Source organism: Modicisalibacter ilicicola DSM 19980, from assembly GCF_900128925.1.
Lineage (GTDB): Bacteria > Pseudomonadota > Gammaproteobacteria > Pseudomonadales > Halomonadaceae > Modicisalibacter > Modicisalibacter ilicicola.
Genome location: NZ_FQUJ01000009.1, coordinates 125,842 through 151,203, shown reverse-complemented (window position 1 = coordinate 151,203; position 25,362 = coordinate 125,842). Strand labels below are relative to the sequence as shown.

The 25,362-nt window shown below is 64.3% G+C and carries 21 protein-coding genes and 2 tRNA genes; 3 read left to right on the top strand and 20 right to left on the bottom strand.

The annotated features are described in order from the left end of the window. Nucleotides 1-83: 83 nt before the first annotated feature. From pnp to rlmE, 15 genes are all read right to left on the bottom strand, one after another. A complete protein-coding gene (gene pnp, locus BUA41_RS11595) occupies nt 84-2,207 on the bottom strand; it encodes a polyribonucleotide nucleotidyltransferase (protein WP_072822976.1) in 2,124 nt (707 codons plus the stop codon). Nucleotides 2,208-2,383: 176 nt separating this feature from the next. Then, entirely contained in the window at nt 2,384-2,653 is a 270-nt protein-coding gene (gene rpsO / locus BUA41_RS11590) for a 30S ribosomal protein S15 (protein ID WP_072822974.1), read from the bottom strand. A 106-nt stretch (nt 2,654-2,759) separates the two neighbouring features. Beyond that, the gene (gene truB, locus BUA41_RS11585; protein WP_072822972.1) at nt 2,760-3,674 is read right to left on the bottom strand and encodes a tRNA pseudouridine(55) synthase TruB; all 915 of its coding nucleotides are present in this window, start codon (nt 3,672-3,674) and stop codon (nt 2,760-2,762) included. After that, complete coding sequence (gene rbfA / locus BUA41_RS11580) at nt 3,674-4,090, bottom strand: 30S ribosome-binding factor RbfA (protein ID WP_072822970.1); 417 nt, start codon at nt 4,088-4,090, stop codon at nt 3,674-3,676. Before rbfA ends, truB begins: the two co-directional genes overlap by 1 nt. Before the next feature lie 20 nt (nt 4,091-4,110). Continuing rightward, the gene (infB, locus tag BUA41_RS11575; RefSeq protein ID WP_072822968.1) at nt 4,111-6,663 is read right to left on the bottom strand and encodes a translation initiation factor IF-2; all 2,553 of its coding nucleotides are present in this window, start codon (nt 6,661-6,663) and stop codon (nt 4,111-4,113) included. 27 nt (nt 6,664-6,690) lie between these two features. Continuing rightward, a complete protein-coding gene (gene nusA, locus BUA41_RS11570; RefSeq protein ID WP_072822966.1) occupies nt 6,691-8,184 on the bottom strand; it encodes a transcription termination factor NusA in 1,494 nt (497 codons plus the stop codon). A gap of 26 nt (nt 8,185-8,210) precedes the next feature. Continuing rightward, complete coding sequence (rimP, locus tag BUA41_RS11565) at nt 8,211-8,672, bottom strand: ribosome maturation factor RimP (protein WP_072823037.1); 462 nt, start codon at nt 8,670-8,672, stop codon at nt 8,211-8,213. 140 nt (nt 8,673-8,812) lie between these two features. Beyond that, a tRNA-Met gene (locus tag BUA41_RS11560) sits at nt 8,813-8,889 on the bottom strand. 109 nt (nt 8,890-8,998) lie between these two features. After that, nucleotides 8,999-9,085 (bottom strand) — tRNA-Leu (locus BUA41_RS11555). A 96-nt stretch (nt 9,086-9,181) separates the two neighbouring features. Beyond that, nucleotides 9,182-9,556, bottom strand: a complete 375-nt coding sequence (secG, locus tag BUA41_RS11550) for a preprotein translocase subunit SecG (RefSeq protein WP_072822963.1) — start codon at nt 9,554-9,556, stop codon at nt 9,182-9,184. 4 nt (nt 9,557-9,560) lie between these two features. Further along, nucleotides 9,561-10,310 carry a triose-phosphate isomerase gene (gene tpiA, locus BUA41_RS11545; RefSeq protein ID WP_072822961.1) on the bottom strand — a complete coding sequence of 250 codons (750 nt, stop codon included), beginning with the start codon at nt 10,308-10,310 and terminating at the stop codon, nt 9,561-9,563. A 73-nt stretch (nt 10,311-10,383) separates the two neighbouring features. After that, a complete protein-coding gene (glmM, locus tag BUA41_RS11540) occupies nt 10,384-11,730 on the bottom strand; it encodes a phosphoglucosamine mutase (RefSeq protein WP_072822959.1) in 1,347 nt (448 codons plus the stop codon). Then, the gene (gene folP / locus BUA41_RS11535; protein WP_444939606.1) at nt 11,727-12,587 is read right to left on the bottom strand and encodes a dihydropteroate synthase; all 861 of its coding nucleotides are present in this window, start codon (nt 12,585-12,587) and stop codon (nt 11,727-11,729) included. The genes glmM and folP overlap by 4 nt, the downstream gene beginning before the upstream one ends. Before the next feature lie 82 nt (nt 12,588-12,669). Beyond that, nucleotides 12,670-14,649: an ATP-dependent zinc metalloprotease FtsH gene (gene ftsH / locus BUA41_RS11530; RefSeq protein WP_072822955.1), complete on the bottom strand. Its 1,980-nt coding sequence runs from the start codon at nt 14,647-14,649 to the stop codon at nt 12,670-12,672. A 90-nt stretch (nt 14,650-14,739) separates the two neighbouring features. Continuing rightward, nucleotides 14,740-15,369 (bottom strand): 23S rRNA (uridine(2552)-2'-O)-methyltransferase RlmE, encoded by a 630-nt coding sequence (gene rlmE, locus BUA41_RS11525; RefSeq protein ID WP_072822953.1) that lies wholly within the window; start codon nt 15,367-15,369, stop codon nt 14,740-14,742. A gap of 192 nt (nt 15,370-15,561) precedes the next feature. On the opposite strand from rlmE, the gene yhbY reads away from it, so the two are divergent. Continuing rightward, nucleotides 15,562-15,888 (top strand): ribosome assembly RNA-binding protein YhbY, encoded by a 327-nt coding sequence (yhbY, locus tag BUA41_RS11520; RefSeq protein ID WP_072822951.1) that lies wholly within the window; start codon nt 15,562-15,564, stop codon nt 15,886-15,888. Nucleotides 15,889-15,978: 90 nt separating this feature from the next. Here yhbY and greA read toward each other — a convergent pair whose 3' ends face one another. The 4 genes from greA to dapB form a co-directional block, all read right to left on the bottom strand. Then, nucleotides 15,979-16,455: a transcription elongation factor GreA gene (gene greA / locus BUA41_RS11515; protein ID WP_072822949.1), complete on the bottom strand. Its 477-nt coding sequence runs from the start codon at nt 16,453-16,455 to the stop codon at nt 15,979-15,981. Further along, on the bottom strand, nt 16,452-19,682 hold the full coding sequence (carB, locus tag BUA41_RS11510; RefSeq protein WP_072822947.1) for a carbamoyl-phosphate synthase large subunit: 3,231 nt from the start codon (nt 19,680-19,682) through the stop codon (nt 16,452-16,454). Before carB ends, greA begins: the two co-directional genes overlap by 4 nt. 49 nt (nt 19,683-19,731) lie before the next feature. After that, entirely contained in the window at nt 19,732-20,877 is a 1,146-nt protein-coding gene (gene carA / locus BUA41_RS11505) for a glutamine-hydrolyzing carbamoyl-phosphate synthase small subunit (protein WP_072822945.1), read from the bottom strand. A gap of 185 nt (nt 20,878-21,062) precedes the next feature. Then, a complete protein-coding gene (gene dapB / locus BUA41_RS11500; RefSeq protein WP_072822943.1) occupies nt 21,063-21,893 on the bottom strand; it encodes a 4-hydroxy-tetrahydrodipicolinate reductase in 831 nt (276 codons plus the stop codon). Between the two features lie 121 nt (nt 21,894-22,014). Here dapB and BUA41_RS11495 point away from each other — a divergent pair, with 121 nt between their 5' ends. Next, nucleotides 22,015-22,980 (top strand): esterase-like activity of phytase family protein, encoded by a 966-nt coding sequence (locus tag BUA41_RS11495; RefSeq protein WP_072822941.1) that lies wholly within the window; start codon nt 22,015-22,017, stop codon nt 22,978-22,980. Nucleotides 22,981-22,985: 5 nt separating this feature from the next. On the opposite strand, the gene BUA41_RS11490 is transcribed toward BUA41_RS11495, so the two are convergent. Beyond that, the gene (locus BUA41_RS11490; protein ID WP_072822939.1) at nt 22,986-24,227 is read right to left on the bottom strand and encodes an NAD(P)/FAD-dependent oxidoreductase; all 1,242 of its coding nucleotides are present in this window, start codon (nt 24,225-24,227) and stop codon (nt 22,986-22,988) included. Nucleotides 24,228-24,364: 137 nt separating this feature from the next. Here BUA41_RS11490 and lhpI point away from each other — a divergent pair, with 137 nt between their 5' ends. Beyond that, complete coding sequence (lhpI, locus tag BUA41_RS11485) at nt 24,365-25,297, top strand: bifunctional Delta(1)-pyrroline-2-carboxylate/Delta(1)-piperideine-2-carboxylate reductase (RefSeq protein ID WP_072822937.1); 933 nt, start codon at nt 24,365-24,367, stop codon at nt 25,295-25,297. Nucleotides 25,298-25,362: the final 65 nt, after the last annotated feature.

Below are 25,362 nucleotides of genomic sequence, written 5' to 3'. Positions count from 1 at the left end.
GCGCCCCGAGTGGTTCAATTGAAAAACGCCCCAGCAGCCTAGCTGCTGGGGCGTCTCTTTGGGCGCAGGAAAGTCGACCGGCTTTACTCGACCAGTTCGGCCTCGAAGGCGGCCTTCTCGTCGGCGGTGATCTCCTTGATCGACAGCTTCACGCGATTGCGGTTGTCGATGTCGAGCACCTTGACCGTCACCTCGTCCCCCTCGTTGAGGAAATCGCGCACGTCGTTGACACGCTCCGGCACGATCTGGGAGATGTGTACCAGCCCATCGGTTCCCGGCATGAAGTTGACGAAGGCGCCGAAGTCGGCGATACGCACCACCTTGCCACGATAGAGCTTGCCGATCTCGGCCTCGGCAGTGATACCGAGCACGGTGTCGATGGCCCGCTTGGCGGCGGCCTTGTCCTCGGCGTAGATGCGCACGGTGCCGTCGTCGTCGAGGTCGATGGAGGCGCCGGTGTCCTCGCAGATCTTGCGGATGGTGGCGCCGCCCTTGCCGATGACGTCGCGGATCTTGTCCGGGTCGATCTTGATGGTCGCCATCGATGGGGCGTTCTCGGAAACCTCGGAACGGCTCTGGCCCAGCACCTGATTCATCTGGGCGAGAATGCTCTGACGAGCCTCATGGGCCTGCTGCAGCGCGGTCTCCATGATCTCCTCGTTGATGCCCTCGATCTTGATGTCCATCTGCAGGGCGGTCACGCCCTTGGCCGAACCGGCGACCTTGAAGTCCATGTCGCCGAGATGATCTTCGTCGCCCAGGATATCCGTCAGCACGGCGAACCTGTCGTCATCCTTGACCAGCCCCATGGCGATTCCCGCTACCGGCGCCTTGAGGGGTACCCCGGCATCCATCAGCGCCAGGGAGGTACCGCACACCGAGGCCATGGAACTGGAGCCGTTGGATTCGGTGATCTCCGAGACCACGCGGATGGTGTAGGGAAACTCCTCGTCGCTGGGCAACACGGCCTGGACACCACGACGTGCCAGACGACCGTGGCCGATCTCGCGACGCTTGGGGCCGCCCATGAAGCCGGCTTCGCCCACGCAGTACGGGGGGAAGTTGTAGTGCAGCAGGAAGCGGTCCTTGCGCTCACCTTCCAGGGATTCGATCAGCTGGGCATCGCGCAGTGTGCCGAGGGTGGCAATGACCACCGCCTGGGTCTCGCCCCGGGTGAACAGCGCGGAGCCATGGGTGCGCGGCAGCACACCAACCTGGATGTCCAGCGGACGCACGGTCTTGTGATCGCGGCCGTCGATGCGTGGCTCACCACTGAGCACGCGGCTGCGTACCACACGCTTCTCGAGACTGGCGAAAGCGCTGCTGACATCGTCGACGCTGAACCGGGCATCGTCGCCACCGGCGAGTTGCTCGACGGCCTCTGCCTTCAGGGCGGACAGTGCATCCTGGCGCGCCATCTTGTCGGTCACCCGATAGGCATCACCGATCTTGGCTTCGAAACCGCTGGCCAGAGCGTCCTTCAAGGCAGCGTCTTCCTCGACCGGCTGCCACTCCCACTTGGGCTTGCCAGCCTCGGCGGTGAACGCGTTGATCGCCTGGATCGCCCCCTGCATCTCCTGGTGGGCGAAGAGCACCGCGCCGAGCATCTCGTCCTCGAGCAGCTCCTGGGCTTCGGATTCGACCATCAGCACGGCCTTCTCGGTGCCGGCGACGACCATGTTGAGTTCGGAAGTGGTCAGCTCCTCGACGCTGGGATTGAGGAAATAACCGCGCTCCTCGGTGAAGGCCACCCGGGCGGCGCCGATCGGACCGTTGAAGGGGATGCCGGAGATCGCCAGTGCCGCGGATGTACCGATCATCGCCGCGATGTCCGGATCCTGGTTGCGATCGGCGGACAGCACATTGCAGATGACCTGGACCTCATTCATGAAGCCCTTGGGAAACAGCGGCCGGATCGGTCGATCGATCAGCCGCGAGGTCAATGTCTCCTTCTCGGTGGGACGCCCTTCACGCTTGAAGAAACCACCGGGGATCTTGCCCACCGCGTAGGTCTTTTCCTGATAGTGGACGGAGAGCGGGAAGAAGTCCTGGCCCGGCTTGATCTCTTTTTTGGCAACCACGGTACACAACACCACGGTACCGTCCATGGTGACCTGAACGGCGCCGGTAGCCTGGCGGGCGATACGCCCGGTTTCGAGGGTGACGGTACTCTGACCGTACTGAAATGTTTTCTTGACCGGATTCACGTTGACATCCTTACCTTGTCGATTTCATTGGGGTCGTTTTGACTCGGCGACTATTCTAGCAGGCTGGCAGGACCACTGGTTAGCGCCATTTGCCGCCCAAAAATGCGAAACGGGCAGCCCGAAAGGCTGCCCGTTCACCGTGTCTTGCTTGCGCAGAAAAAGAATTACCTTTTCCCTCAGCGACGCAGGCCGAGGCGCTGGATCAGCGACTGGTAACGCTCGAGGTCCTTGCGCTTCAGATAGTCGAGCAGCTTGCGGCGCTGGTTGACCATGCGGATCAGACCACGACGCGAGTGGTGATCCTGCTTGTTGGACTTGAAGTGGGACTGCAGGCCGTCGATGTTGGCGCTCAGCAGGGCCACCTGAACTTCCGGTGAGCCGGTGTCGTTCTCACCACGGCCGTATTCGTTGACGATTTCGGCCTTCTTTTCAGCGGTCAATGCCATCTGTGTCTCCAGTAAGCAATATGCCTGAGATGATAAATGTCGGAGACCACGCATATTTGCAGTCTCCAGGTTGTGCCGCTATCGGTTAGCGGCAGGGCTGCCCGGCTCATTGCCGAGAAGCCACCAATCGACGGGGCGTCACTTCCCCCGCCGCGCTGATCGTGACCAGGCCTAGAAAGACCCTGCCACGATACAAGCGAGCCAGGCCATCTGTCGACAGCCCGGCGGTGTCCGTTGCCACGCGCTGGCCGAGCATCAGGCGCCGGGCCGCATCGTCGTCGACTCGCAGTGCCGGCAGGTGCGCCACGAGGGCATCCATCGGCAACAGCCGCGACTCGAGAGCCGCCTGATCCGGCATCGACTCCAGCGCTTCCACCGAGATCAGGCCGTCGGCGCCGAATGGCCCGGTCCCGAGCCGCCGCAGCGCGGTGATATGTGCCCCGCATCCCAGCCTGCGGCCGATATCCTCGGCCAGGGTACGGATGTAGGTCCCCTTGCTGCAGGCCACGTCGAGGTCGAACCCGGCCGCGTCCCGCCCGAGAAGCCGCATATCATAAACCGTTACGCGACGCGCTGCACGCTCGATCGTCTTGCCCTGGCGAGCCAGTTCGTAAAGCGGACGCCCCTGATGCTTGAGCGCCGAATACATGGGCGGCACCTGGTCGATCTCGCCCCGGAATGCCGCCAGCACCCTTTCGATATCGGCATCGCTGAACATCGCTACCGGATGTCGCTCGACCACCTCGCCGTCCGCGTCACCGGTATCGGTGACCTCTCCCAGGCGAACACGCGCGCGATAGCGCTTGTCGGCATCCAGCAGATAGGAGGAAAACTTGGTCGCCTCGCCGAAGCACACCGGCAACAGACCGGTCGCCATCGGGTCGAGGGTTCCGGTGTGTCCCGCCTTCTGGGCCTGGAACAGGCGCCGCACGCGCTGCAGGGCATGGTTGCTCGACATGGCTCGAGGCTTGTCCAGCAGCAGCACCCCATCGACCGGCAAGCCTCGACGGCGGCGTGCCATCAGCGCCCCTCTGGTTCGGACGAGCCTTCTTCACCTGCGGGATCGTCCGCGTGACGAACACGATCGGATTCGACGGCCCGGTCGATCAGCGATGAGAGCGCATGACCGCGGACCACGCTTTCATCGTAATGAAAACGCAACTCCGGGACATGGCGCAGCTTGATACGTCGGGCAATCTGACTGCACAGGAAGCCGGCGGCATGCCTGAGCACCGCCAGGTTCTCCCGGATGCGCTCGGGATCGTTGTCACCGAGCAGAGTGATGTAGACCTCGGCATAGCCCAGATCGCGACTGACCTCGACGCCACTCACGGTGACCATGCCCAGACGCGGGTCCTTGACCTCGCGCTGGATGAGCACCGCCAGCTCCTGCTGGAGCTGGTCGGCCACCCGATCGGTACGCTTGAACTCACGCATCCTGCGACTCCTTCGCCATCTTACAGGCTACGTTCGACCTTCACCTGATCGAAGACCTCGATCTTGTCGCCGACTTGGACGTCATTGTAGTTCTTGACGCCGATGCCGCACTCCATGCCGTTGCGCACTTCGTTGACATCGTCCTTGAAGCGCCGCAGCGACTCCAGCTCGCCTTCGTAGATCACCACGTTCTCGCGCAGCACGCGGATCTTCTTGTGGCGATGCACGGTACCCTCGACGACCATGCAGCCCGCCACGGCACCGATCTTGGGCGCCTTGAAGACATCCCGCACCTCGGCGATGCCGACGATGTCCTCGCGCCATTCCGGCGCGAGCATGCCGCTCATGGCCTGCTTGACCTCGTCGATGAGCTGATAGATGACACTGTAGTAGCGCAGATCCAGCCCTTCGCGTTCGATGATCTCGCGGGCGGCGGCATCGGCGCGAACGTTGAAGCCGACCACGATGGCATCGCTGGCCAGCGCCAGGTTGGCATCGGTGCCGGTGATGCCACCCACCCCCGAGGAGACCACGGCCACCTGGACCTCATCGGTGGAAAGCTCTTCGAGCGCCCCGCGGATCGCCTCCAGCGAGCCCTGCACATCGGCCTTGAGGACGATATTGACCTTGGCCACCTCGTCCTGGCCCATCTGGCTGAACATGTTCTCCAGCTTGGCCTTCTGCTGGCGTGCCAGGCGCACTTCGCGGTACTTGCCCTGGCGGAAGTTGGCGATCTCCCGCGCCTTCTTCTCGTCGGCCAGCACCATGAAGTCTTCGCCGGCTTCCGGCGTGCCGTCGAGCCCCTGGATCTCCACCGGCATGGCCGGCCCCACGGACTCGACCTGCTGACCGAGTTCGTTGCTCAGCGCACGTACGCGACCGTAATGCAGGCCGGCCAGCACGATGTCGCCACGCCGCAGCGTGCCGTTCTGGACCAGTACGGTGGCCACGGGACCGCGCCCCTTGTCGAGCCGCGACTCGACCACCACACCCTTGCCCGGCGCCTCCGGCACGGCCTTGAGCTCCAGCACCTCGGAGACCAGCAGCACGGCCTCGAGCAGGGCATCGATGCCTTCGCCGGTCTTCGCCGAGACATGCACGAACTGGGTATCACCGCCCCACTCCTCGGAGATGACGCCGCGCTGGGACAGTTCGTTCTTGACCCGATCCGGGTCGGCACCCGGCTTGTCGATCTTGTTGACCGCCACCACCAGGGGCACTTCCGCCGCCTTGGCGTGATCGATCGCCTCGACGGTCTGGGGCATCACGCCGTCGTCTGCCGCGACCACCAGGATGACCACGTCGGTCGCCTGGGCGCCACGGGCACGCATTGCGGTGAACGCCGCGTGACCCGGCGTGTCCAGGAAGGTGACACCGCCATGCTGGTCCTCGACGTGATAGGCGCCGATATGCTGGGTGATGCCACCGGCTTCCCCGGTCGCCACCTTGGTGCGCCGGATGAAGTCGAGAAGCGAGGTCTTGCCGTGGTCGACGTGCCCCATGACCGTGACTACCGGTGAACGGGTGATTTCCTCACCTTCGTAGGAAATGCCCTCGAGCACCTCGGTCTCCAGTGCGTCATCCTTCACCAGCTTGGGCTTGTGCCCCATCTCCTCGACCACGATCGCCGCGGTATCCTGATCGATGGTCTGGTTGATGGTGACCGCGGCCCCCATGGTAAACATGGCCTTGATGACTTCGTTGGCCTTGATCGCCATCTTGTCGGCCAGTTCGGCGACGCTGATCGACTCCGGTATCGCCACCTCGCGCACGATCGGCTGGGTCGGCTTCTGGAAGGAGTGCTGTCCGCCACCACTCTCGCGGCCACCACGCCGGCTGCCACGGCGCTCGGCGCGCTTGACCTTCTTGCCACTGCCGCGACGACGCTCGCTACGCTCCTCGCGCTCCTCGTCACGGCTGGTATCACGCCCCTTCTTGGCAGGTGCCTTCTTCTGACCACGACGATTGTCGCTCCGCGGCTCCTTGGGCGGGGCCTCGACGACGGGCCCTTCATCCTCGGCAGGCTGCGGTTCGGTCGGAATCTCGACGTTCGGCTCTTCGGGCGTCTTGTGGCCGACGGCCTTCTCGTCAGAGGCCTTGTCGGAGGACGGCTCCGGTTCCTGAGCGGCTTGGGTGGCCTGCGCCTCCCTCGCCTGCTCGGCCTGAGCGCGCTCCGCCTGCTCGGCCTCGGCACGCGCCTGAGTCTCGCTCGCCATGTCGCCGACCAGCTGGCGTGGCCCCTGGTCCTGCTCTTCGGGCTGCTCGGCTGCCTCTTCTTCCGCACGCTTGACGTAGGTCCGCTTCTTGCGCACCTGGACTTCGATGGTCTTGCCGCGACCCTCACCGGTCCGGATACGACTTTTCGTCTTGCGCGTCAGGGTGATACGGTTCTTGGGACCACGCCCGCCACCGTGACTCTTGGTCAGATGATCCAGCAGGCGCTGCTTGTCCTCTTCGGACACGGCATCGCCTTCGGCCTTGTGGGGCAGACCCGCTTCCTTCATCTGTTCCAGCAGGCGGGACGTGTCACGGCCCACTTTGACTGCAAAATCTTTCACTGTCATTTCTGACATTACGACCCTCCTGAGCCCGTGACCTAGTTACTGTTCGCTCTCGAACCAGGGCGCACGGGCGGTCATTATCAGTGCCGCGGCGCGCTCTTCGTCCATGCCCTCGATGTCCTTGAGATCGTCGATGGCCTGCTCGGCCAGATCTTCCATCGTGACGACACCACGGCTGGCCAGGATGAAGGCCAGATGGCGATCCATCCCCTCCATTTCCAGCAGGTCGTCGGCGGGCTGGGCACCGTCGAGAACCTCCTCGGAGGCGATTGCCAGATTCAGCAGCTCGTCCTTGGCCCGCGAGCGCAGTTCTTCTACCAGGTCTTCATCGAATTCTTCGATTTCCAGCATTTCCTCGAGGGGCACGTAGGCCAGTTCCTCAAGGGAGGTGAAACCCTCCTCGACCAATATGCGCGCCAGCTCCTCGTCGATCTCGAGGTGGTTGATGAAGTATTCCACCAGGCTGTCGACTTCCTGCTCGCGCTTGCCTTCGGCTTCCTCTTCGGTCATCACGTTGAGCGCCCAGCCCGTGAGTTCACTGGCCAGTCGCACGTTCTGACCGCTGCGGCCGATGGCCTGGGCGAGATTGTCCTCGGCCACGGCGACATCCATGGAATGGGCGTCCTCGTCGACAAGGATGGAGGCCACGTCCGCCGGTGCCATGGCATTGATGACCAGCTGCGCGGGATTGTCGTCCCAGAGGATGATATCCACGCGTTCGTTCTGCAGTTCGTTGGAGACCGCCTGGACTCGAGAGCCTCGCATGCCGACACACGCGCCCACCGGATCGATGCGCCGATCGTTGGTCTTGACCGCAATCTTGGCCCGCGACCCGGGATCCCGCGCCGCGCCCTTGATCTCGATGAGCTGCTCGGCGATCTCCGGCACCTCGATCTTGAACAGTTCGATGATCAGTTCCGGGCGTGTCCGGGTGAGAATCAACTGGGAGCCGCGCGCTTCCGGCTCCACCTTCCAGAGCAGGGCCCGCACCCGCTCGTTCATGCGGTAACGCTCGCCCGGGATCATCTCGCTGCGGGGCAGGAAGGCCTCGGCGTTGTCACCAAGATCGATGATCAACCCATCCCGGGTCGTCTTCTTGACGATGCCCGCGACCAGTTCGCCTTCGCGCTCGGCATACTGCCGGACGATCTGCGCACGCTCCGCCTCGCGCACCTTCTGCACGATCACCTGCTTGGCGGTCTGGGCGGCAATACGCCCGAAGGCGGCGTTCTCGATACGCTCCTCGACCACATCGCCCAGGGTCAGCGGCGGATCGCGGCGCTCCGCGTAGGACTGCTTGATCTCGGCATCGGGGTTCTCGAACTCGTCGTCCTCGACGACCACCCAGCGGCGAAATGTCTCGTAATCCCCGGTGGCACGATCGATCTTGACGCGAACGCTTGCCTCCTCACCTTCGAAACGCTTGCGCGACGCACTCGCCAGCGCCGCCTCGACCGCCTCGAAGATCACCTCGCGGGGCACGCCCTTCTCGTTCGAGATCGCATCCACGACCAGCAGAATCTCTTTACTCATGCTTTAGCCTCGCCAGAAAACCAGTCTCAGGTATCGAACTGCGGTACGACCCGCGCCTGCTCGATCCCGTCGATGGGAAAGCAGTACTCTTCGCCATCGAGATGCAGCAGCACCTCGTCATTGTCGATACCCGCCAGCAGCCCCTTGAACTTGCGGCGACCGTCGAAGGGTGCTCGCAACCTCAGGGTCACGACATGCCCCCTGTAGCGCTCGAACTGCTCGAGGGTGAAAAGCGGTCGATCCATGCCGGGTGACGATACTTCCAGCCGATACTGCCCCGGGATCGGATCTTCCACGTCGAGAATCGCGCTGACCTGGCGACTGACCTCGGCACAATGGTCGACGGTGACCCCTTCAGGACTGTCGATATACACCACCAGGCGTGAGTGCTTGCCTTGGGAAACGCGCTCGACTCCCCATAGCTCGAAACCCATGGCCGCTATTGCCGGTTCGAGAAGCGCATTCAGCGCGGCGTCCTTGATTGCCACAAACAAAAGCCCCTACAACAGTTGCATCAGGCACCTGACCAGGAGTGAGAGAAAAGCTAGGTGGCTGACTGGCGTTAGTGCCAAAAAACGAACTGCTAACAAAAAGCCCCTTCGAAGGAAGGGGCCTTTCACAAGAAACTTGGTAGCGGGGGCCGGATTTGAACCGACGACCTTCGGGTTATGAGCCCGACGAGCTACCAGACTGCTCCACCCCGCATCATAACCTTGCAAGTATAAAAACCTGCTTACCCTCAGGTCAAGGGAGAGCGTATTCACCTGACAACAGCAAGTTCTTGCCGTCGCTTGCTCACTTGCCAACTTCCAATTGGTGCCGAAGGGGGGACTTGAACCCCCACGACCGTAAGGTCACTACCCCCTCAAGATAGCGTGTCTACCAATTCCACCACTTCGGCAACAGGGGCGAGCTTCTCAGGCGAATATCGTGCAGAGCCTGTCTGCTCCTTCGCAGCGAAACCGTTTCATCTCGCTGCGGCGCCAGTACCGACGGACTATTGCGGCGCTTGCTGCTCGCTGCCGTCCTCTAGCGCTGGCGCAGCATTATCCGTGCTTTGCGGCCCGTCGTCAAGCGTCGGTGCCGCATTGCGTTGCTCGATCAGCTCCGCGTCGGGGATCCCCTGCTCCGGCACCTCGCCTGCCTCGGAGGCAAAATAGGCAAGCGCCAGGGAGGTGGCGAAGAAGCTCGCGGCCAGCAGACCGGTCAACTTGGCCAGGAAGCTTCCGCTGCCCCGGGAGCCGAATACGGTCTGGGAGGCACCGCCGCCAAAGGAGGCTCCGGCCTCAGCGCCCTTGCCCTGCTGCAGCAGGATGAGGACGACCAGCGCAATGGCGATCGAGACATGAACGATGAGAATGGCAACTTGCATGTTTTCAACCTGCTGACTGACAAATGGCTATAAAATCGTCGACCTTGAGCGAAGCACCGCCTATCAGGCCGCCGTCGATGTCCGGCTGAGCGAGCAGCTCAGCGGCATTCTCGCGTTTCATGCTGCCCCCGTAGATCAACCGCGACGAGGCGGCCAGCTTCTCGTCATACGCAACGAGACAGGCACGAATGGCCGCGTGGACCGCCTGGGCCTGCTCCGGCGTGGCGGTCCTGCCGGTACCGATCGCCCACACCGGCTCGTAGGCGATGACCAGACGCCTGCGCTGCCGGGCGTCGAGTGCGTCGAACACGGCCTTCACCTGCTGCAACACCACCACTTCGGTGCGTCCGGCATCGCGTTCGTCGAGGGTTTCGCCCACGCAAAGAATCGGCATCAGCCCGGCCTCGAGAGCAGCTCGCGCCCGAGCCAGCACCGCCATGTCGTCTTCTTGATAGAGCGAACGGCGTTCCGAATGCCCCACCAGCACGTAATGTACGCCGAATTCCGCCAGCATGGGGGCGCTGACCTCGCCGGTGTAGGCGCCTGCCGCCTCTGGATTCACGGTTTGTGCCCCCAGAACCACCGTAGTGCCGTCGAACGCAGCCTGGGCCGCAGCCAGATAAGGCGACGGGGGAATCACCGCCACTTCTACCGAGGATGATAGCCTGGCGTCGGCAAGGGCTCGACCGAACTGCTCGACCAGCGCCAGCGAACCGTTCATTTTCCAGTTGCCGGCGATCAACGGCTTGCGCATAGACACCCCCTTCACGAAGTGGTGCGAAATGGTATAGGAGTGGCCCGGCCAAGACAACCGGCGGCGCTTGACCTCACGTCATCAGCGACTCGACATCGGCAGCGATGCGCCGTGCCAGGGCGACGACGTCGAAGTGCGGGCGCCCCTCGACCATCACCCGGATCAACGGCTCGGTTCCCGAGGCACGCAACAGCACGCGGCCTTCGTCCCCGAGCTCGGACTCCACCGCCGCCACCGTGTCGAGCAGGGCGGGGTGCTCGAGCAGCGCCCGCTTGTCGGACCCCGGCACCAGGCGCACGTTGACCAGGGCCTGAGGGGCCTTTTCGAAGCCCTTGAGCTCCGTGAGAGTACGATCCTGACTGACCATGATGGCCAGCACCTGCAGTGCCGACACGATGCCGTCACCGGTGGTCTGCACATGGCCACAGACGATGTGCCCCGAGGATTCACCGCCCAGATGCCAGCCGTTGGCAGCCAGCCGCTCCATCACGTAGCGATCGCCGACCTTGGCCCGCTCGAAGGGAATGTTCAGGACCTCCAGGGCCGCCGCCAGGCCAAAGTTGCTCATCAGGGTACCGACGACACCCCCGTCCAGCTTACCGCGATCGTGCCGGTCCTTGGCGATCATGAACAGGATGTCGTCGCCGTCGATCTCCTGGCCATCGGCATCCACCAGTACGACACGATCGCCGTCACCGTCGAAGGCGATGCCCAGGTCGGCGCCTCGCTCGATCACCGCGGCCCGCAGCGAGGCCGGGTGAGTCGAGCCTACCCGCTGGTTGATGTTCAGCCCGTCGGGTTCCGCCCCCAGCAGGCTGACCTTGGCACCCAGCTCGCGGAACACGCTGGGGGCAATGTGATAGGTGGCACCGTGGGCGCAATCCAGCACGATCTTGAGCCCGTGCAAGGTCAAACGGTGCGGGACGGTGGATTTGCAGAATTCGATGTAGCGGCCGGCCGCATCGTCGATGCGAGTGGCCTTGCCCAGTTGGTCGGCGGGCACCGTTTCCAGCGGCTTCTCGATCTCCTCCTCGATGCGGGCCTCGATCGCGTCGGCCAACTTTGTCCCCTCGGCGGAAAAGAACTTGATGCCGTTGTCCTGAAAGGCGTTGTGCGAGGCCGAGATGACGATGCCCGCATCGGCCCGCAGGGTGCGGGTCAGATAGGCGATCCCCGGCGTGGGCATGGGTCCCAGCAGCGAGACATCCACCCCCGCCGCCGAGAGGCCGGCCTCCAGCGCCGACTCGAACATGTAGCCGGAAATGCGGGTATCCTTGCCGATCAGCACCTTGGCCCTGCCATGTGGCTTGTTCAGAACACGCCCCATGGCCCAGCCCAGCTTGAGCATGAAATCCGCGGTGATCGGATACTCGCCGACGGCACCACGTATGCCATCGGTACCAAAATAACGTCTTGTCATGGCTCTTCGCCTTCCTGTAGCACGGCCCAGGTCATGTTCGCCGCATCCACGCTGGGGCCGACATCGTGGACACGCAACAGACGCGCGCCGCGCTCCACCGCGAGCGAGACCAGCGCCAGCCCCCCCGGCAAACGCTCCTCGACGGCGCGCCCAAGCACCTTGCCTATCATACTCTTGCGCGACATGCCGACCATCAACGGTAAGCCGAGCTTCTTCAATGCCGTCATCCGATTGAGCAGCCGGAGATTGTGCTCGACGGTCTTGGCGAAGCCGAACCCCGGGTCCAGCAGCAATCGCTCCCGGCGCAGCCCGGCGGCTTCACAGGCAGCCACACGCTCCTCGAGGAAGCATGCCACCGCCAGCTCCACGGGTTCATCGTAGCGTGGCGAGCGCTGCATGGCATCCGGCTCGCCCAGCATGTGCATCAGACAGACGGGAAGCCCGCTGCCGGCAGCCACCTGCAACGCACCGGGACGACGCAGGGCACGCACGTCATTGAGCATTCCCGCCCCTCTGGCGCTCGCCTCCTGCATCACCTCGGGCGAGCTGGTGTCCACCGACACCAGGGCATCCAGCTCGCGCACCAGACGCTCGACCACCGGGATCACCCGGTCCAGTTCCTGCTCGACCGGGACCGCCGCGGCGCCCGGCCGGGTGGATTCGCCGCCCACGTCGATGACCGCCGCGCCCTCGGCGAGCATCGTTTCGGCATGACGCAGGGCATCGTCCAAAGTGGCGTGGTGCCCGCCATCGGAAAAGGAGTCCGGCGTTACATTGAGGATCCCCATCACCCGGGGATAGGAAAGATCCAGGCGGTGACGGCCGCACTGCAGGAAGCTGTCGGAGGGGTGCTTCATCAGGCAGGTCCATGCCATATCATGTCAAAATGCCACGAGGCGCCCGCGGGCGCCTCGACCAAAGCCTTCGGCTGCAGGGATGTCAGTGGCCTGCCGGCCCACCCAGCGGATCGGAGGGCCGCCGCCTCGGCTCGTCGTCTTCGTCCTCGTCGACATCGGAATCATTGCTCTTGCTTCCCGAGTGGGCCTGCTCGCCGACCAGGGTCGAGCCGCTGCCGGGGCCATCACCGTCCCAGTCCTTGGGTGGACGCGGCTTGCGCCCCTCGATGATGTCCTTGAGCTGCTCGGCATCGATGGTCTCGTACTGCATCAGGGCCTCGGCCATGACGTCGAGCTTGTCACGGTTTTCCTCGAGAAGTCGCTTGGCCTGGGCGTAGCATTCGTCGATGATGCGCCGCACTTCCTTGTCGAGCTTGGTGGTGGTTTCCGGTGACGTGAACTTGCCGCCCCCAGCCCCGGGCCCGCCCAGGAACTGATGCGATTCGTCCTCGTCGTACATCAGCGGCCCCATCTCTGCGGACAGCCCCCACTTGGCCACCATGCTGTGCGCGAGTTCGGTGGCACGCTTGATGTCGTTGGAGGCACCGGTGGTCACGCCATTCGGACCCAGGGTCATCTCTTCGGCGATGCGCCCCCCGAACAGCGAGCAGATCTGGCTGATGATCTGCTGCCGGGAGAAGCTGTAGCGATCCTCCTCGGGCAGGAACATGGTAACCCCCAGGGCGCGGCCACGCGGGATGATGGTGACCTTGTAGACAGGGTCGTGCTCGGGCATCAGCAAGCCGATGATGGCATGACCCGACTCGTGATAGGCCGTGTTGAGCTTCTCCTTCTCGGTCATGACCATGGACTTGCGCTCGGCGCCCATCATGATCTTGTCCTTGGCCAGCTCCAGCTCCTCCATGCCTACCAGACGACGGTTGCGTCGTGCGGCGAACAGGGCGGCCTCGTTGACCAGGTTGGCCAGATCGGCCCCGGAGAAGCCCGGCGTGCCACGCGCGATCAGGCTCGGCTTGACATCCTCACCCAGCGGCACCTTGCGCAGGTGAACCCCGAGGATATGCTCGCGGCCCCGGATGTCCGGCAACGGCACGGTGACCTGGCGGTCGAAGCGGCCAGGACGCAGCAGGGCCGGGTCGAGCACGTCGGGGCGGTTGGTCGCGGCGATGACGATGATGCCATCGTTGGCTTCGAACCCGTCCATCTCGACCAGCAGCTGGTTGAGGGTCTGCTCGCGTTCGTCGTGGCCACCGCCCATGCCGGAACCGCGATGACGGCCGACGGCATCGATCTCGTCGATGAAGATGATGCAGGGCGCCTGTTTCTTGGCCTGTTCGAACATGTCGCGCACCCGGGAGGCGCCGACACCGACGAACATCTCGACGAAGTCCGAACCGGAAATGGTGAAGAACGGTACCTTGGCCTCGCCGGCGATGGCCTTGGCCAATAGCGTCTTGCCGGTACCCGGCGGACCCACCATCAGCACGCCACGCGGAATCTGACCACCCAGGCGCTGAAACTTGCTGGGGTCCTTGAGGAAGTCGACCAGTTCCTCGACCTCCTCCTTGGCCTCGTCACAGCCTGCCACGTCGGTGAAGGTGGTCTTGATCTGGTCCTGGGTCAGCAGCTTGGCCTTGGACTTGCCGAAACTCATCGGCCCGCCCTTGCCACCGCCGCCACCCTGCATCTGGCGCATGAAGAACAGGAAGATGGCCAGGATGATCAGGATCGGGAAACTGGCGATGAGCAGGCGCGTCCACAGGCTCTGCTCCTCGGGCTTCTTGCCGATGACGCTGACGTCGTTGGCCAGCAGGTCGTCCATCAGCTTGGGGTCCTGAGCCGCCGGTCGGATGGTCTGGAATTGCGACCCGTCCTCGCGCTCGCCAGTGACGGTGTAGCCGTCGATGGTCACCGAGCGGATCTGGCCGTTCTGCACCTGCTGGACGAACTGCGAGTAGTTCATCGTCTGGGGTGCGGTGTCGACACTGAAGTTGTTGAACACCGTCAGCAGCACCGCCGCGATGACCAACCACAGCACCAGGTTCTTCGCCATGTCGTTCAAGGCAATACCCTCATTGCATCAATCCGTCTGCCAAGCATGTCTGTCTTGTGACACTCCATTAGATGGAGTCGTTCCCCCGACATTGCAAGCTTAGCCCTTGTATCCTTCCGCCAGCAGATAGACTTCCCGCGACCGTGCGCGGGAGGAGCCTGGCTTGCGGGTGACCACTTTCGCGAAACTGCCGCGCAGTTCCTTCAGGAAGTCGTCGAACCCCTCTCCCTGAAATACCTTGGCCAAGAAGCTTCCTCCCGGCGAAAGCACCTGGCGAGCCAGATCCAGCGCCAGTTCGACCAGGTACATCGCCTGGGGCTGGTCGATTGCTGCCATGCCACTCATGTTGGGCGCCATATCGGAAATGATCAAATCCACCGGCCGCCCGGCGACCACTTCCAGCAGGGCGTCCAGCACATGATCTTCGGTGAAGTCGCCGTGAATGAAGTCGACGCCCGCCAGGGCATCCATCTCGAGGATGTCCGAGGCGATCACCACGCCCCGCGGTCCGACCTTCTCGGCGGCAATCTGGCTCCAGCCGCCGGGCGCCGCCCCCAGGTCGATCACCGTCATGCCCGGCCGGAAGAGACGATCCTTGGCATCGATCTCCAGCAGCTTGTAGCTGGCGCGCGAGCGATAACCGTCGTGCCAGGCGCGTCGTACGTAGGGATCGTCGAAATGTTCCTTGAGCCAGCCGGCACTGCTCTTGCTGGACGTGGATCGGGCCACTAAGTCACCTGAGTCGTCGCGATGGGAGTCATGATTGGGCAAGCGTGGAGCGGTGATTCGGCAGGGCTTGCGCGCTGGCTGTCGTGGATGCTTTGCACGCAAGGGCTTTAACCGTACCATGGCGTGCCACCCGTCGAAGCACGGACGAATGAACGTTTCCAGCACGCCCCAGCCGACAGAGGCCACGATACCATGAGCTTGTCACAGGCACAAAAGAAAGCATTTCGCAGCATCGGCCATCACCTCGACCCCGTGGTCACGATCGCGGATAGCGGCCTCACCGAAAACGTGATCGCCGAGCTCGAGCGTGCCCTGAACGATCACGAGCTGGTCAAGATCAAGCTGGCCCTGGGCGAACGGGAGCAGCGCCGCGAACTCGTCGACGAACTAGCCCGGGACACCCGCGCCGAGGTCGTTCAGGTCATCGGCAAGATGGCCCTGCTCTATCGCCACAATCCCAGGGCCAATCCCAGGCTCTCCAATATCGCCCGGGCCAAGGAGCATCACGGTCGGCATTGAACGGCAACGAGGGGACCAAAAGAGGGGCGGCCAAAAGATGACGCCCCTGGCAGGCCAGCCAGGGGCGTTCGATCGTTCGCAACAGGAAGATCAGATGTACTGGACGTCGCCGATCTCGTATTCGACCTCGCCGCCCGGCGTGCGCACCAGAACCACATCGCTCTCCTCCTTGCCGATCAGCGCCCGGGCGATGGGAGAGGTCACCGATATCTTGCCCGACTTGATATCCGCCTCATCCTCGCCGACGATCTGGTAGCGCACCTCTTCGTCGCTATCGAGGTTGATCAGCTCCACGGTCACACCGAAGATGACCTTGCCGGTCCTGGGCATCTTGGTCACATCGATGACCTGAGCCGCGGAAAGCTTCGCCTCGATCTCCTTGATGCGCCCCTCGATGAAGCCCTGCTGCTCGCGAGCGGCATGGTATTCGGCATTTTCCTTCAGATCGCCATGCTCGCGCGCCTCGGCGATGGCGTTGATCACCCGGGGGCGCTCCTCACTCTTGAGCTGGTTCAGCTCTTCTCGCAGACGCTGCTCGCCTTGCACGGTCATCGGGACCTTGTTCATGGTGTTGCTCCTGCATGCAGTTCCTGAAGCCGCCGCACCGTGATTGCATTGCCATACTCGAGCGCCATACAGACGGCGCGCGCCCCCGCCAGCGTCGTGGCGTAGGGCACCTTGTGAATGAGGGCGGTGCGGCGGATCACCGAGGAGTCGTTGATGGCTTGGCGCCCCTCGGTGGTATTGACGATATAGGCCACGTCGTCGTTCTTGAGCATGTCGACGATATGCGGCCGTCCCTCGAAGACCTTGTTGACGGTCTCCACGGGGAGTCCGGCGGTTTCGAGGGCACGAGCGGTGCCACGCGTGGCACATAGGGTAAAGCCTAATGCTAGCAAAGATTCCGCCACCTCGATAATGCCGCTCTTGTCCGGCTCCCGCACGGAGAGGAACGCCCGGCGCTCGCCGGTCAGCGGCGGGATCGCGTCACCACCGCCCAGCTGGGCCTTGTAGAAGGCCTCGGCGAAGGTGGTGCCGCTCCCCATTACCTCGCCGGTGGACTTCATCTCCGGCGACAGGATCGGGTCGACGCTGGGGAACTTGTTGAACGGGAAGACCGCCTCCTTGACGCTGTAGTGCTCCGGGATCAGCTCTCGGGTGAAACCCTGCTCGGCCAGCGTTCTGCCTGCCATGCAGCGAGCGGCGATCTGGGCCAGCGAGGTGCCGATGCACTTGGAGACGAAGGGCACGGTACGCGAGGCGCGCGGATTGACCTCGATGACGTAGATCTCGTCGTCCTGCCAGGCCAGCTGCACGTTCATCAGTCCGACCACGTTGAGTTCCACCGCCATGCGCTTGACCTGCTCGCGCATGGCGTCCTGCACCCCGGCGGGCAGCGAGTAGGGCGGCAGCGAGCAGGCGGAGTCGCCGGAGTGTACGCCGGCCTGCTCGATGTGCTGCATGATGCCACCGATCACTACCTGCCGGCCGTCCGAGACGGCATCGATGTCGACCTCGATGGCGGCGTTGAGGAAATGGTCGAGCAGCACCGGCGAGTCATTGGAGACCTTGACCGCATGGGTCATGTAGTTCTCGAGCTCCGAGGCGTCGTAGACGATCTCCATGGCCCGCCCCCCCAGCACGTAGGAGGGACGCACCACCAGCGGATAGCCGATCGCCTCGGCCTTGACGAAGGCCTCGTCGAAGCTGCGCGCGGTGGCGTTGGGCGGCTGCTTCAGCCCCAGCTTGTCGATCATCTGCTGGAAGCGCTCGCGATCCTCGGCCCGATCGATGGCATCCGGCGTGGTGCCGATGATCGGCACACCGGCGGCCTCCAGGGCACGGGCCAGTTTCAGCGGCGTCTGACCGCCGAACTGCACGATCACCCCGGCGGGCTTCTCTTTATCGGCGATCTCCAGCACATCCTCCAGGGTCACCGGCTCGAAGTAGAGGCGATCCGAGGTGTCGTAATCGGTGGAGACGGTTTCCGGGTTGCAGTTGACCATGATGGTCTCGAACCCGTCGTCACGCATCGCCAGCGCCGCATGCACGCAGCAGTAGTCGAACTCGATGCCCTGGCCGATGCGGTTGGGCCCGCCGCCCAGCACCATGATCTTGCGGCGCTCGCTGACCTCGGCCTCGCACTCCTCCTCGTAGGTGGAGTACATGTAGGCGGTATGCGAGACGAACTCCGCGGCACAGGTATCGACACGCTTGTACACCGGTCGAATGCCGTGCTTCTGGCGGGTCTGGCGAAATTCCTGCTCGGAGACGCCCAGCAGCGTGGCCAGTCGTGCATCGCCGAACCCCTTGCGCTTCAGCGCGAACAGTTCCCGCGCGTCAAGCTCGCCCAGGGAACGCCGGGCGAGGTCCTGCTCGATGCTCACCAGCTCCTCGATCTGCACCAGGTACCAGCGGTCGATATTGGTCAGCGCAAAGACCTCATCGACGCCCATCCCGGCCCGGAAGGCATCGGCGATGAAGAAGACGCGCTCGGCACCCGCGGCCTGCAGCTCGCCCTGGATCAGCGCCAGGTTGGCTTCATTGAACTCGCTGACCTTGGGGTCGAGCCCGTCGTTGCCGGTCTCCATGCCCCGCAGCGCCTTCTGCAGCGACTCCTGGAAGGTCCGCCCGATGGCCATCACCTCGCCCACCGACTTCATCTGGGTGGTCAGGCGATCGTTGGCCTGGGGGAACTTCTCGAAGGTAAAGCGCGGGATCTTGGTGACCACGTAATCGATGGCCGGCTCGAAGGACGCCGGGGTCTTGCCGCCGGTGATGTCGTTGGTGAGCTCGTCGAGGGTGTAGCCCACCGCCAGCTTGGCGGCGATCTTGGCGATCGGAAAGCCGGTCGCCTTGGAGGCCAGTGCCGACGAGCGCGACACCCGCGGGTTCATCTCGATGACCACCATGCGCCCGGTATCCGGATCGACGCCGAACTGCACGTTGGAGCCGCCGGTCTCGACGCCGATCTCGCGCAACACCGCCAGGGAGGCGTCGCGCATGATCTGGTACTCCTTGTCGGTCAGCGTCTGGGCCGGCGCCACGGTGATGGAGTCGCCGGTGTGAATGCCCATGGGGTCGAAGTTTTCGATGGCGCAGACGATGATGCAGTTGTCGTTCCTGTCGCGAACGACCTCCATCTCGTACTCCTTCCAGCCCAGCAGCGACTCGTCGATCAAGAGCTCATGATTGCTGGAAAGCTCGAAGCCACGCAGGCAGATCTCCTCGAATTCTTCCTTGTTGTAGGCCACGCCACCGCCGGAGCCCCCCATGGTATAGGAGGGACGAATGATCACCGGGAAGCCCAGCTCGCGCTGGATCGCCCAGGCCTCGTCCAAGCCATGAGCCACCTTGGCCCTGGGGCACTCCAGGCCGATGTTTCTCATGGCCTTGTCGAACAGGTCGCGATCCTCGGCCTTGTTGATGGCGTCGGCATTGGCACCGATCATCTCCACGCCATACCTGGCCAGCACCCCGTGCTTGTCGAGATTCAGTGCACAGTTCAGCGCCGTCTGGCCCCCCATGGTAGGCAGGATGGCGTCGGGACGCTCGGCCTCGATGATCTTCTCCACCACCTGCCAGGTGATCGGCTCGATGTAGGTGGCGTCCGCCATCACCGGGTCGGTCATGATGGTCGCCGGGTTGGAATTGACCAGAATGACCCGATACCCCTCCTCGCGCAGCGCCTTGCAGGCCTGGGCGCCGGAGTAGTCGAACTCGCAAGCCTGTCCGATGACGATGGGGCCGGCGCCGATGATCAGGATGCTCTGGATGTCGGTACGTTTAGGCATGACGGTTCCCGCTAGAAAAGTGACGGAGGGTGATGCAAACGGGCTCGGCTCAGCGACGTTCCTGCATCATCCTGACAAAGCGATCGAACAGTGGCGCCACGTCGCGTGGCCCGGGGCTCGCCTCGGGATGCCCCTGGAAGCTGAAGGCCGGACAGTCGGTACGCTCGACCCCTTGCAGGGTGCCGTCGAACAGCGAGCGATGGGTGGCACGCAGCGTCGTCGGCAGGCTGGTCTCGTCGACGGCGAAGCCGTGATTCTGACTGGTGATCATCACCTGGTTCGTGTCGAGATCCTGTACCGGGTGGTTGGCGCCGTGGTGGCCGTGGTTCATCTTTACCGTGCGGGCACCGGAGGCCAGGGCCAGCAACTGGTGTCCCAGGCAGATGCCGAACAGCGGAATATCGCTTTCGAGCAGTTCGCGAACCGCGGTGATGGCATAGTCGCAGGGTTCCGGGTCGCCGGGGCCGTTGGAGAGGAAGATGCCGTCCGGCCTCAGGGCCAGCACCTCGGCGGCAGGCGTCTGGGCCGGCACCACCGTCAGCCGGCAACCCCGCGAGGCCAGCAGACGCAGGATGTTGTACTTGACCCCGTAGTCGTAGGCGACCACGTGAAAGGCGGTGTCGCCCGCGGCGGCGTTCCCGTAGCCCGCCCCCAGGGTCCAATCCCCTTGATTCCATGCATAGGCGTGCTCGCAGGAGACGACCTTGGCCAGGTCCATGCCGGCAAGACCGGGAAAACCACGAGCTGCTGCCAGTGCCCGCTCGGCGACGTCTTCTCCTTCCGCCTCGGGCCCGGCCAGGATGGCGCCGTTCTGGGCGCCCTTGTCGCGCAGGATACGGGTCAGGCGACGGGTATCGATATCGGCGATCCCCAGCACGCCGTTTTCCCGCAGATAGTCGTCCAGGCGCTGCTGGCTGCGAAAGCTGCTGGCCAGCAAGGGGAGGTCACGGATCACCAGGCCCGCGGCGCGGATCTGCTCGGACTCGATGTCCTCGTCGTTGACGCCGGTATTGCCGATATGCGGGTAGGTCAGGGTGACGATCTGACGGGTATAGGAAGGGTCGGTGAGGATCTCCTGATAGCCTGTCATGGCGGTGTTGAACACCACTTCGCCACGGGTCTGCCCATCGGCGCCGATGGCGCTGCCACGAAACAGGCTGCCGTCTTCCAGGGCCAGTATTGCGGGTCTGTTCAACGCAATCTCCTCCGCTATTCGTCAAGCAGTGGGGTCGTAAAAAAGCGGGACGAAACCCGATGAAGCCCGGTTTCACCCCGCTTGATTGTGTTCACTCGGCACCATGGCCCCACCGAACTCCTTAAGAGCCGACTCCCGATGTCCGGCCAAATCGACGGGATATTACAGGATTCGCCGGAACAGGACTACCCTCCCTGTTCAGTGAGGCCCAACACATCCTGCATGTCATAGCGCCCCGCCGGTCGTTCGCTGACCCAGCGCGCCGCGCGTACCGCCCCCTTGGCGAAGGTCATGCGGCTCGAGGCCTTGTGGGTGATCTCGATGCGCTCGCCCTCGGTGGCGAACAGCACCGTATGCTCACCGACGATGTCGCCGGCGCGCAGCGTGGCGAAACCGATCTCGCTCGCCGAGCGTGGGCCGCACTGGCCGACGCGCTCGAACACGCCATGCTCCTTGAGGCTGCGTCCCAGGACACCGGCAACCACCTCACCCATCCTCAGGGCGGTGCCGGAGGGCGCGTCGACCTTGTGGCGATGGTGCGCCTCGATCACCTCGATGTCGTAGCCTTCGTCGCCCAGCGCCCGGGCCGCGGTTTCCAGGAGCCTGAGGGTCAGGTTCACCCCCACGCTCATGTTGGGGGCGAAGACGAAGGGCACCCGGTCGCGATAGCCGTCGAGCTCGGCCAGTTCGTCGTCGGAGAGGCCGGTGGTGCCGATCACCACGCGCTTGCCGTGCTCGGCGCAGAAGGCCAGGTTGTCGAGGGTGGCGCGAGGCATGGTGAAGTCGATCAGCACATCGAACTCATCGGCCACGCTGGCCAGCGAGTCTGCGGCCGGGATGCCCAGCCTGCCCAGCCCGGCCAGCTCGCCGATGTCCGCGCCCTTCAGCGAACTGCCCGGCGTGACGATCCCGGCGGCAAGCTGGGCCTGGGCGTCCTGTTCCACGGCGGCGACCAGGTTGCGACCCATTCGGCCGGCCACGCCGACGATGGCGATGCGGGGAGCATTGGAAGACATGGCGACTCCTGCGTGATGATCGAATGGCGCCAGCATAGCAAAGCGCTTCGGGCACGTCTGTCATGCAGACGAGGCCGCAATGGCGTAGGCTCACAGGAGCGCCCGCTGCGAAGGAGACATCATGTCCCGATTGATCCTGTCATGCCTGCTGGGGGTGCTTGCGTTGGCGGGCGGCTGCGCCCGGGAAGCTCGTCAGACCCAGTTGACGACACCCAACACGGTCAACATTCCCGCTGACGTCTCCTGGTGCGGCACGCTGCGCCTGCCCGGGAAATGGCAGGACGACACACCGACTGGCGGGCTCTCCGACCTGGCCTGGGATGCGGACGAATCCCTGCTCTACCTGATCTCGGATCGGGGCTGGCTGCACCGGGTGCGGCTGCGCTTCTCGGCTGGCGAACTGGTCGGGCTCGACCCCCTCAAGACCTATGTACTGCGCAATCGTCAGGGTGAGGCGCTGGACGAGGACGCCGCCGACGCGGAGTCGCTGATCCTGCAACGCAGTGCCAACGGCGTGCGTGGCGACACCACCTTGCTGATCGGCTTCGAACGCGACCATCGCCTCCAGCGCTTCTATCCCAATGGCAGATCCGTGGGCAAGCCGCTCAAACCCAATGGGCTGCGCGACGCCAGGCCCAATGCCGGGGCCGAGGCCATGGCCCGCCATGCCCGGGAAGGCGTCATCGTCGGCCTGGAAAGCGCCCCCATCGGTACCCCCGAGGGCACCACCCGGCTGTTTTCCCTGGACACCGAAGCCGAGTGGCGCTACCCGCTGATCGACATTCCCGGCAGCGCCCTGACCGCCCTGGAGGCCTACGGAGACGGCCTGCTTGCGCTGGAGCGCGCCTTCGCCCCGCCGGCACCGCTGGTCATCAGCCTGCGCCGGGTGACCCTCGACAGCAACGCCCGAATCGAGGTAGAGACCCTGGCCCAGCTCTCCAGCGGCGATGGCTGGCGGCTTGACAACTTCGAGGGCCTGACGCGGCTCGCCGGCAATCGCTACCTGATGGTCAGCGACGACAATTTCAGCCTGGTGCAGGAAACACTGCTGAGCTGCTTCGAGCTGCCGCCTTCGACCGGCGATTGACAGGGTCAGAACCTGTCGGCGCTGAACGGCCGCATGTCCACCGCCGGTGTCTCGCCGTCCATCATCTCGCCCAGCAGGCGTCCGGTGATCGCCCCCAGCGTGAAGCCCTGGTGGCCGTGCCCGAAGGCGAACCACAATCCCGGGTGTGCCGGCGCCGGGCCGATGACCGGCTTCATGTCCGGCATGCAGGGGCGAGCACCCTTCCAGGGCGCTGGATCGAGGCGTTCGCCGAGCGGGAAGACCTTGCGTGCCTCGGCCTCCGCGGCGTCAAGCTGAGCAGAATGCGGCGGCGCCTCGAGCAGGTCCAGCTCCGCGCCGGTGGTCAGGCGAATACCGGCGCGCATCGGTGTCAGCAGGTAGCCCGTCTCGTGGTCCATCAACCAGTGATGGAGCTTGGCATCGTCCTGGGTGGCGTAGTGCATGTGGTAGCCGCGCATGGGAAACATCGGCAGCCGATAGTCCAGCTGCTGCAGCCATCCGGCCGACCAGGGCCCCATGGCCACCACCAGCTCTTCCGCCTCGAGATTGCCCTTGTTGGTCGCCACATTCCAGCTTTTGCGGATATGTGAAAAACTCTTCGCCTCGGCCTGCTCGATGCGCCCGCCCAGCTTCTCGAACGCCCGGGCATAGGCCTGCACCAACGCCCCGGGCTCGATCACCGACCAGGTGTTGGCCCAGTGGATGGCACCGGTGAGGACACCGGATATCGAGGGTTCGCGGGCCTGCAGCAGCGTACGATCGAGCACCTCGAACGCCACGCCGAAACGCTCCTTCATGTCGGCAGCCATCGCGATCTGCTCGCCGAACACCCGAGGCGAGCGATAGGCATCAAGCCACCCTTCCCTCTTCACCAGGGACTCGGCATCGGCCGCCTCGATCATCTTCGCATGCTCATCGGTACAGTGCATGATCAAGGAGGCGTATTCCGGCACGATACGCGCGTAGTTGCCAGGGGCGGAGTGACGCCAGAACTGCCAGAGCGGCCCGGCGGCAGCCAGCATCCCGCGCAGGTGATAGCGAATGTCGATGCTACGGTTGGGAAGCACACGCCACAGGCTGGCCAGGTCGCGGGGGAAAGGGTGCGGACGCACCGCCTCGCGCTGGATGAGCCCGGCATTGCCGAAGGAGGTTTCACGCCCCGGCGGCTGACGATCCACCAGCACCACCGAGCGCCCGCGCCGGGCCAGATGATAGGCAATGCAGACGCCGACCATACCGGCGCCCAGAACGATGGTTTCGCGTGGCATCCTGACCCCTCTTCGTTGTGACTCGCCCGAGCGCTGCCCGACCCGCGGCAAAATATCCTACAGTCTAAGGCATCCCGTCGGATGAGCGCCAAGCGCGCAGGTCGCGCTCATCGTCAACGCCCCTCTGGAGACCCACCATGCGCATGATCAGCCCGGAAGATGTTGCCCGCTCCCTGGCCTGGGACGCCTTGATAGAGCGACTGGCCCACGCCTTCCGCGAAGGCGTCGAGGCACCGCCACGCCATCACCACGCCATGCATCGACAGGACGGCGAGGCCACCATGCTGCTGATGCCGGCCTGGCAGCCCGAGGGCTATATCGGCATGAAGATGGTCAACGTCTTCCCACAGAACGCCGAGCATGGCCTGCCGGCCATCTCCGGCGTCTACCTGCTGTGCGAGGGCGATCACGGCCGCCCCCTGGCCTGCCTGGACGGCAGCGAACTGACGCGCCGCCGCACCGCCGCCGCGTCAGGCCTGGCCGCCCGGGAGCTGGCCCGGGAGGATGCCGGTTCGCTGCTGGTGGTGGGCACCGGCAAGCTGGCACCGATGCTGATCGAGGCCCATGCCACAGTGCGACCGATCGAGAAGGTGCGCGTCTGGGGGCGCCATGCCGACAAGGCAGCACGGCTGGCCACCGAATACGCCGAGCGCTTCGACTGCACAGCCGTGGATGATCTCGAAACCGCCGTCGGCGAGGCGGACATCGTCAGCTGTGCGACCCTGGCCACCCAGCCGCTCGTGCATGGCGCCTGGCTCAAGCCGGGGACGCACCTGGACCTGGTCGGCGCCTTTCGCCCCAACATGCGCGAGAGCGACGGCGAATGCCTCTCCCGAGGCGAGGTGTTCGTGGACACCTATGCCGGCGCGAAGGGCGAGGCCGGCGACATCCTGCAGGCCATCGACGAAGGCGCCTTCGTCTTCGACGCCCTCCGGGCCGATCTGGCCGAGCTCTTGAGGGGCGAGAAGCCCGGCCGCAGCGACGTCTCCGCGATTACCGTCTTCAAGTCGGTGGGGGCATCGCTCGAGGACCTGGCCGCCGCCATCGAGGTGTGGGAACGCCTCGGGTAATGCCCGTCACCCGCCAGACGACAGAGACCCCGGCATGTCGACCATGCCGGGGTCTTGCCTGAGCG

Excerpts from the sequence above, each read along its gene's own strand:
- glmM (WP_072822959.1), bottom strand. The coding sequence starts at position 11,730 with ATGACAAGACGTTATTTTGGTACCGATGGCATACGTGGTGCCGTCGGC.
- BUA41_RS11495 (WP_072822941.1), top strand. The coding sequence starts at position 22,015 with ATGTCCCGATTGATCCTGTCATGCCTGCTGGGGGTGCTTGCGTTGGCG.
- lhpI (WP_072822937.1), top strand. The coding sequence starts at position 24,365 with ATGCGCATGATCAGCCCGGAAGATGTTGCCCGCTCCCTGGCCTGGGAC.
- BUA41_RS11490 (WP_072822939.1), bottom strand. The coding sequence starts at position 24,227 with ATGCCACGCGAAACCATCGTTCTGGGCGCCGGTATGGTCGGCGTCTGC.
- rbfA (WP_072822970.1), bottom strand. The coding sequence starts at position 4,090 with ATGCGTGAGTTCAAGCGTACCGATCGGGTGGCCGACCAGCTCCAGCAG.
- folP (WP_444939606.1), bottom strand. The coding sequence starts at position 12,587 with ATGAAGCACCCCTCCGACAGCTTCCTGCAGTGCGGCCGTCACCGCCTG.
- greA (WP_072822949.1), bottom strand. The coding sequence starts at position 16,455 with ATGAACAAGGTCCCGATGACCGTGCAAGGCGAGCAGCGTCTGCGAGAA.
- nusA (WP_072822966.1), bottom strand. The coding sequence starts at position 8,184 with ATGAGTAAAGAGATTCTGCTGGTCGTGGATGCGATCTCGAACGAGAAG.
- rpsO (WP_072822974.1), bottom strand. The coding sequence starts at position 2,653 with ATGGCATTGACCGCTGAAAAGAAGGCCGAAATCGTCAACGAATACGGC.
- dapB (WP_072822943.1), bottom strand. The coding sequence starts at position 21,893 with ATGTCTTCCAATGCTCCCCGCATCGCCATCGTCGGCGTGGCCGGCCGA.
- yhbY (WP_072822951.1), top strand. The coding sequence starts at position 15,562 with ATGAGCTTGTCACAGGCACAAAAGAAAGCATTTCGCAGCATCGGCCAT.
- secG (WP_072822963.1), bottom strand. The coding sequence starts at position 9,556 with ATGCAAGTTGCCATTCTCATCGTTCATGTCTCGATCGCCATTGCGCTG.
- infB (WP_072822968.1), bottom strand. The coding sequence starts at position 6,663 with ATGTCAGAAATGACAGTGAAAGATTTTGCAGTCAAAGTGGGCCGTGAC.
- truB (WP_072822972.1), bottom strand. The coding sequence starts at position 3,674 with ATGGCACGCCGCCGTCGAGGCTTGCCGGTCGATGGGGTGCTGCTGCTG.
- carB (WP_072822947.1), bottom strand. The coding sequence starts at position 19,682 with ATGCCTAAACGTACCGACATCCAGAGCATCCTGATCATCGGCGCCGGC.
- tpiA (WP_072822961.1), bottom strand. The coding sequence starts at position 10,310 with ATGCGCAAGCCGTTGATCGCCGGCAACTGGAAAATGAACGGTTCGCTG.